The following is a 7,667-nucleotide window of genomic DNA, read 5'->3' as shown; positions in this document are numbered from 1 at the left end:
CTCTGGATCCGTCCAGAGCGAAGAAACCCGGGCCTCAAAGGTGAGCGGGACAGAGGGTGAGTGAGTCAGAGGGTGAGCGGGCCGAGGGTGAGCGGGCCGAGCCCGAGGCGGCTCAGAGGCCGTAGGACTCCAGGAAGCGGAGCCACACCTCGCTGACCGTCGGGTACGCGGGCACCGCGTGCCACAGGCGGTCCAGCGGCACCTCGCCGACGACGGCGATCGTCGCGGCGTGCAGCATCTCGCCGGCGTCCGGCCCCACGAACGTGGCGCCCACCAGGACCCGGCGCTGCGTGTCGACCAGCACCTGGGCCCGGCCGGTGTAGTTCGGGCCGTCCACGCTCGCCCCGGACACCCAGGACAGGTCGTACGACACGGCCTCGACCGGGATCCCGGCGGCCCGCGCCTCGCGCTCCGTCGGCCCCACCCAGCCGACCTGCGGGTGGGTGAACACCACCTGGACGCGCGCGCCGTGGTCGGCGGTCGCGGCGTACCGCGACCACGGCTTGCCCTCCTGCCCGACGGCGGGCTCCGGGTCGCCGCTCGTCGGGGACCGGTCGCCGGACTCCGTGCCGTACCGCGCCGCGACCACGTCGCCGACGATGCGGCCCTGGTACTTGCCCTGGTGCGTGGTCGGTGCCCGCCCCGTCACGTCGCCGCACGCGTACAGCCAGCCGCCGGGCACGCCGACCACCTCGAGCGACTCGTTGACCACCAGCGCCCCGCCGCGACCCAGGCTTGACTTGTCCAGGCCCACGCTCTCCACGTTCAGGTCGGTCGTGCGCGGCACGCGCCCCGTCGCGACCAGGATCTCGGCGGCGGTGATCGTCGCGCCGTCGGACAGGGTGACCGTCACCGGACCGGCGGGCTCGTTGTCGCTGCCGGTGCCCGGCCGCTCGACCGAGGCGATGCCGACACCGGTCCGGACGTCGACGCCGATCGCGCGCAGCGACTCGCCGACCATCTCGCCCGCGAACGGCTCGGCGTTCGACAGCAGGCCGCCCCGGGCCAGCAGCGTCACCTGTGCGCCGAGGTCCGAGTACGCGTTCGCCATCTCGACGCCCACCACCCCGCCGCCGATCACGACCAGCGACTCGGGGATCGCCTCGGCGCCCGTCGCCTCCCGGCTCGACCACGGCGCGGCGGCCGCCAGCCCCGGGGTGTCGGGCAGGACGGGCACGCTGCCGGTCGACGCGATCACCGCGTGCCGGGCCCGCAGGAGCCTCGTCACCGGGACCTCGCCGGTCTCGGCCTCCCCGAGCCCCCCGCCGACGTCGGAGTCGTCGCCCTCGCCGCCGCTGCCGGCCGCGTCGCCGGACCCGCCGCCGGCCGGCGCGCGCGGCACCGTGACCTCCACCAGCTTCTCGCCGGCCAGGCGGCCGTGCCCGCGCACGAGCGTCATGCCCGCACCCTCGACCCACGAGACCTGCCCGGAGTCGTCCCAGTCGTAGGTGATCTCGGTGCGCCGCGCCAGCACGGCGGCGACGTCGGGCGCCCCCGGGTCGGCCAGGCCGGGCGTGTCGCGCGCCAGGGCGCGCACGGTGCCCGCGCGCAGCAGCACCTTGGACGGCATGCAGGCCCAGTACGAGCACTCGCCGCCCACGAGCTCGGACTCGACCAGGGCGACGGACAGGCCGGTGCGGGAGGCGCGGTCCGCCGCGTTCTCGCCCACGGGCCCGCCGCCGATCACGATGACGTCGTAGGTCTCGTCCGCCTGCTCACCGGGTGTCTCGGGTGCGTTGTTCATGTCGTCATCCTGGACCGAACCCGCACCCCGGTCTATCGGACGGGTCCGGACGGCCCCGGCGTGTCCCGCACCAGCACGACCGCGGCGGAGAGCTTCTGGCCGAAGACGTCGAGGGCGTCGGCCGCGAGGTCCAGCACCAGCGCGTCCAGGTGCGCGGGAGCCTCCGGGGCGTCCAGGTCGCCCATGTGGCCGTAGACGGTCAGCGTGAGCAGGCCCCAGAGCCGCGCGGAGCACAGGTTCATCGCGTGCAGCAGCCCGAGCGGCACGTCCGGCGGGTAACCCGGGATCCCGCGCATCACCTCGCGGGCGGCCCGCAGGTGGGGCACGAGCGCGGGCAGGAGCTCGTCGTCGGGGATCACGCGGCAGCCCGCCCGCCACCACGCCAGAGCGATCGGCGCGAACACGGCGCCCACCCGGTCCAGCGCCATCAGCGGCGCGTGCCGGGGTTCCCCGGGCGTGTCCTCGCCCGGGAGGGAGATCCGCATCCGCCCCGACATCAGCAGGTCGTACTCGTTGCGGTGCGCGAGGCACCAGCGGAACAGCGCGTCGATCACGGCGTGGCACTCCGCGCTCGGGTCGTCCGCGGGCTGCCGCGCCCCGGCCGTCTCCACGTACGCCAGGAGCTCGTCGACGACGTCCTGGTGGGTGGCGTGTAGCAGGCCGGGACGACCGTCGAAGTACCGGTACAGCCCGGGCGCCGCGATCCCGACGTCCTTCGCCACGGCCTGCATCGTGACGCCGTCCGGGCCGTGCTCGTCCAGCAGGCGGCGCGCCGAGCGCAGCGCCTCCGTAAGCAGCTCGCGGCGCAGCCGGGCCCGGCGGCCCGTGCCGCCCCGGGCGGTCGTGCGCGCCTGGTCGGCCGGATGGGCCCCGGCGAGGAACGGCTCGGGTGCGGCGGGCTCGGAGGCGGCGGGCTCCGAGGCGGGCGGCTCCGACGTCGTAGGCCCGGAACCGGGCTCGAACACGGGCTCCAGGACGGCGGCGGGGCTGGGTGTCAGGCCGAAGAGCGCGAGGTTCCGGGCGTTCAGGTCGTCGAGCAGGGCCGTGATGTAGTCGCGCCGGACCGGACCGTCGGGCTCGGTGACGTGCCCGTACGCCGTCATGCACAACAGGCCGAAGGTGCGCTGCCACGCGACGCGGACGGCGGCGACCAGACCCAGCGGCACGTCCCGGGGCGCGTCCGGGAACACGGCGAGCAGCGCGTCGCGGCGGGCGCCCAGGTCCGCCGCGAGCTCCGGGACGACCGGCTCGTCGAACCGGACCGCGCCGTCGGCCCACTGGGCGACGACCGGCGGGAACGCGAGCGCCGCCACCTCGTAGAACGTGCCGCCGCCGGACTCCCCGCCGACCGGTGCGCCGTCCTCGACCAGGCGCAGGCCGGCACCGAGCAGCAGGTCGAACTCGTGGGGGTGCGCCACGCTCCACGCGAACATCGCGTTCGTCAGCGCCTGTACCGCGGCGGCGCGGTCACCGGCCGGCTGCCGGGCGATCGCCGCGCGGACGTGCGCGACCAGCTCGTCGAGCACGTCGCGGTACGTCACCCGGAGCAGGTCGGCGCGGCTCGGGAAGTACCGGTAGAGGCCTGGCCCCGCGATCCCGATCTCCCGGCTGACGGCCAGCATCGTCACGCTCTCGAGCCCGCCGTCGGCGAGCAGGCGGCGCGCCACGACGATCGAGCTGCTCAGGAGCTCCTGCCGTCGACGTCGCCGGGGCGTGGTCTCTGCGGTGCTGCTCACGGGGCGTACTTGGTCTCCGGTGGGGGCCGACGATGCGGCACCCAGTCTCCCATGCCCGGCCCGCTCCAGGCATCACCTGGTAGCCGAACGTAGGGTTGGTCGCCCCATCACGCCTCTTGCTGCGACCAACCCTACGTTCGGCTCCTCCTCAGGCCGCGAGCGCGGCCCGCGAGCGCAGCTCGCGGAGGGTGCGTCAGGCCAGGCCCGCTCGGCGGAGGGCGTCCGCCATCGCGGTGTCGGCCGGGGCCGGGCGGCCGCGGCCACCCTGTCCGCCCTGACCGCCCTGCCCGCGCTGTCCCTGGCCACGGCCCTGTCCGCCCCGGCCGCGGCCCTCGCCGCCGCCCGGACGGCCGCCACGCTGGCCGTCGCCCTGGCCGCCGGCCCCGCCGGAGCGGGAGCCGCCCGAGGTGCGGCCGCCGGGGGCCGCCCCGATCTCGTCGTCCAGGCGCAGGGTCAGCGAGACCCGCTTGCGCTGCAGGTCGACGTCCATGACCTTCACCTTGACGATGTCGCCCGACTTCACGACCTCGCGCGGGTCGCTGACGAAGTTCTTGGACATGGCCGAGACGTGCACGAGCCCGTCCTGGTGCACGCCGACGTCGACGAACGCGCCGAACGCCGCGACGTTGGTGACCTGGCCCTCCAGCACCATGCCGGGCACCAGGTCGCCCAGTGTCTCGACGCCGTCGGCGAAGGACGCCGTGGTGAACGCCGGACGCGGGTCGCGGCCGGGCTTCTCCAGCTCGGCGAAGATGTCGGTCACGGTGGGCAGACCGAAGGTCTCGTCCACGAACTGGGTGGGCTTCAGCGTTCGCAGGGCGCCGCGATTGCCGACGAGGGCCTGCACGTCCGCGCCCGACGCCGTCACGATGCGCCGCGCCAGCGGGTACGCCTCGGGGTGCACCGACGACGCGTCCAGCGGCTCGGCGCCGCCCGAGACCTTGAGGAAGCCCGCGCACTGCTCGAAGGCCTTGGGGCCCAGCCGCGGCACGTTCTTGAGCGCCGCCCGCGACCCGTACGGGCCGTTCGCGTCGCGGTGGGCCACGATGTTCTCGGCGAGCGTCGCGGTGATGCCCGAGACGCGCGAGAGCAGCGGCACCGACGCGGTGTTCAGGTCCACGCCCACGCCGTTCACGCAGTCCTCCACCACGGCGTCCAGCGACCGCGACAGCTTGGTCTCGGTGATGTCGTGCTGGTACTGGCCCACGCCGATCGACTTGGGGTCGATCTTCACGAGCTCGGCGAGCGGGTCCTGCAGGCGGCGCGCGATCGAGACGGCGCCCCGGATGGACACGTCGAGGTCGGGCAGCTCCGCGCTCGCGTAGGCGGACGCCGAGTACACGGACGCGCCCGCCTCGGACACGACGGCCTTGGTCAGGCCGAGCTCCGGCACCTTCTTCATGAGGTCGGCGGCCAGCCGCTCGGTCTCCCGCGACGCCGTGCCGTTGCCGATCGCCACCAGGTCCACCTTGTGCTTCTGGGCCAGCCGGGCCAGCACGGCCAGCGACTCGTCCCAGCGGTTGGCGGGCTGGTGCGGGTAGATCGTCGCGTGCTCCACGACCTTGCCCGTGGCGTCCACGACGGCGACCTTGACGCCGGTGCGCAGGCCCGGGTCGAGACCCATGGTGGCCCGCGTGCCGGCGGGGGCGGCGAGCAGGAGGTCGCGCAGGTTGGCGGCGAACACGCGCACGGCCTCGTCCTCCGCCTCGGAGCGCAGCCGCAGCCGCACGTCGATGCCGAGGTGCACCAGGATCTTGGTACGCCAGGCCCAGCGGACGGTGTCGGCCAGCCAGCGGTCGGCCGGGCGACCCTGGTTGGTGATGTCGAACTGGTGGGCGATCGTGGCCTCGTACGACGTCGGCACGCCGGCCTCGATGCCCTCCTCCGGCTCGATCGTCAGGTCCAGCACGTCCTCCTTCTCGCCCCGGAAGAGGGCGAGCACGCGGTGGGACGGCAGGCTGGACAGGGCCTCGGCGAACTCGAAGTAGTCCGAGAACTTCGCGCCCTTCTCCTGCGCCCCGTCGCGGACGGCGGACAGCATGCGCCCGCGCTTCCACAGCCGCTCGCGCAGGGTGCCGATCAGGTCGGCGTCCTCCCCCATGCGCTCCACGAGGATCGCCCGGGCGCCGTCGAGCGCCGCGGCCGCGTCGGCCACACCCTTGTCGGCGTCGACGTACGGGCCGGCGGCCTCCGTCGGGTCGAGCGACGGGTCGCCGAGCAGCGCCACGGCGAGCGGCTCCAGCCCGGCCTCGCGCGCGATCTGCGCCTTGGTGCGCCGCTTGGGCTTGTACGGGAGGTAGATGTCCTCCAGACGCGACTTGGTCTCCGCCGCCAGGATCTGGGCCCGCAGCTCGTCCGTGAGCTTGCCCTGCTCCTGCACCGACGCCAGGATCGCCGCGCGCCGCTCCTCGAGCTCGCGCAGGTACCGCAGCCGCTCCTCGAGGGTGCGCAGCTGCGCGTCGTCGAGGGTGCCCGTCACCTCCTTGCGGTACCGGGCGATGAACGGCACGGTCGCGCCGCCGTCGAGCAGGTCGACCGCCGCGGTCACCTGCCCCTCCCGAACGCCCAGCTCCTCAGCGATGCGCTGGTTGATGCTTGCCAACGTCCACTACCTCACTTCAGGGGGTCGAACCCACCGGGATGGTCGGGAGTGATTGTGCCCGCCGCCACTGACATCTGTCGCATCCGCCCACGCGTGTCAGACGTACAGGTCACCCGGGTGACCTGTACGTCTGACACGAGGCGTGGTGCAAGCACGGGACGCGTCACGACACATCCGGAGCAGGACCCCGCCCGTCCACGCGGGGCCACCGACCTGGAGGAAACCGTGCAGCGTCGCGATCCGTCCGCGCATCCCGCCACCCACCGTCGCGCGCCCCGCACCGGTCGCCGTGCGACGACCTCGACGGCGGTCGTCACCGCCGCCGTCCTCACCCTGACCGCCTGCGGACCCGCGGCGGACGAGGGCCTGGAGCGGTCGGACGCGGCACGGGTCACCGTCACGGTCGCCGACGCCCCCGCGAGCGCCGACGCCGTCGTCGCGACCGAGGAGCTGGGCCTGCTCGCCCTGCGCGCGACCGCCTCGCCGAAGGACAACGCCCTGGTCTCCCCGGCGTCCCTCTCCTTCGCGCTGGCGCTGCTCGCCGAGGGTGCGCGCGGCGAGACGGCGACGGCCCTGGACGCCGCGCTCGGCGCCTCGGGCGAGGACCGCACCGCGGCCTACAACGCGCTGACGGCCGAGCTCGCGAAGCACGACGGCGACCCCGGCGTCGCGCAGGACGACGACCTCCCCGACCGCCCGGTGCTGCACCTGGCGAACCAGGCCGTGCTCGACGACCAGCTCGCCGTCGAGCCGGCCTACCTGGACGCGCTCGCCTCGGCGTTCGACGCCGGGGTGCAGCGCACCGACCTGGGTACCAGCACAGGCAAGAGGGTCCTGGACGCCTGGGTGAACCACCACACGGGCGGACTGATCAACGAGTCGGCGATCCAGCCCGACCCGATGCTGCGCCTGGTGCTGCAGAACGCGATCCTGCTCGCGGCCCGCTGGGACACGCCGTTCCAGGAGCACGCCACGCGGGACGAGGACTTCACCGGCCCCGAGGGCACCGGGCCCGTCGAGATGCTGCACGGCACCGAGTCCTGGGGGTACGCCGAGCACGACGGCTGGGCCGCCGTCCGACTCCCCTACGGCGAGGCGTTCCACTCGGACGTGCTGCTGCCGCCGGAGGGCACCGACCCCGCGGACGTCGCGCCCGGCACGCTGACCGCCCTCACCACCGCCCTGGACGACGCGGCGCCCCGGCTCGTCGAGCTCGCCATGCCCACGCTGGAGCTCGAACCGCCGACGCTGGACCTGGCCCCGGCCCTGGACGCGGCCGGCGTCGGCGGGCTGTACGACGCCCCGGACCTCACCGGGATCAGCACCGCCGAGCCGCTCCGGGTGAGCCAGGCGATGCAGCAGGCCTACCTGCGCCTGGACGAGGACGGGACGGTCGCGGCCGCCGTCACCGAGATCGGTGTCGCGACGAGCGGCGCCCCGGCGGGCGGGCCCGCCGTCCGCATGACCGTGGACCGGCCCTACCTGCTGCGGATCGCCCACACAGAAACCCACCTCCCCCTGTTCCTGGCCGCGGTGCGCAGCCCGCGGCACTGAGCCGGGAGCACGGCGGCGCGCCGGGGTGAGG

General features: G+C 74.7%; 4 protein-coding genes. 1 reads left to right on the top strand and 3 read right to left on the bottom strand.

Going from position 1 to position 7,667, the window contains the following annotated elements:
* Positions 1–112 precede the first annotated feature (112 nt).
* The 3 genes from ACFWEJ_RS24865 to ACFWEJ_RS24855 form a co-directional block, all read right to left on the bottom strand.
* A complete protein-coding gene (locus tag ACFWEJ_RS24865; protein WP_377231859.1) occupies positions 113–1,744 on the bottom strand; it encodes a dihydrolipoyl dehydrogenase family protein in 1,632 nt (543 codons plus the stop codon).
* A 32-nt stretch (positions 1,745–1,776) separates the two neighbouring features.
* A complete protein-coding gene (locus ACFWEJ_RS24860) occupies positions 1,777–3,480 on the bottom strand; it encodes a TetR/AcrR family transcriptional regulator (protein ID WP_377231858.1) in 1,704 nt (567 codons plus the stop codon).
* Between the two features lie 193 nt (positions 3,481–3,673).
* Positions 3,674–6,082, bottom strand: coding sequence for a Tex family protein (locus ACFWEJ_RS24855; RefSeq protein WP_377231857.1), 2,409 nt, complete (start codon positions 6,080–6,082; stop codon positions 3,674–3,676).
* Positions 6,083–6,307: 225 nt separating this feature from the next.
* Between ACFWEJ_RS24855 and ACFWEJ_RS24850 the strand changes: the two genes are divergently transcribed.
* Entirely contained in the window at positions 6,308–7,636 is a 1,329-nt protein-coding gene (locus ACFWEJ_RS24850) for a serpin family protein (RefSeq protein WP_377231856.1), read from the top strand.
* Positions 7,637–7,667: the final 31 nt, after the last annotated feature.

The sequence above is a fragment of the Promicromonospora sp. NPDC060204 genome (genome assembly GCF_042728455.1).
Lineage (GTDB): Bacteria > Actinomycetota > Actinomycetes > Actinomycetales > Cellulomonadaceae > Promicromonospora.
This window is presented reverse-complemented; position numbering and strand designations above follow the sequence as displayed.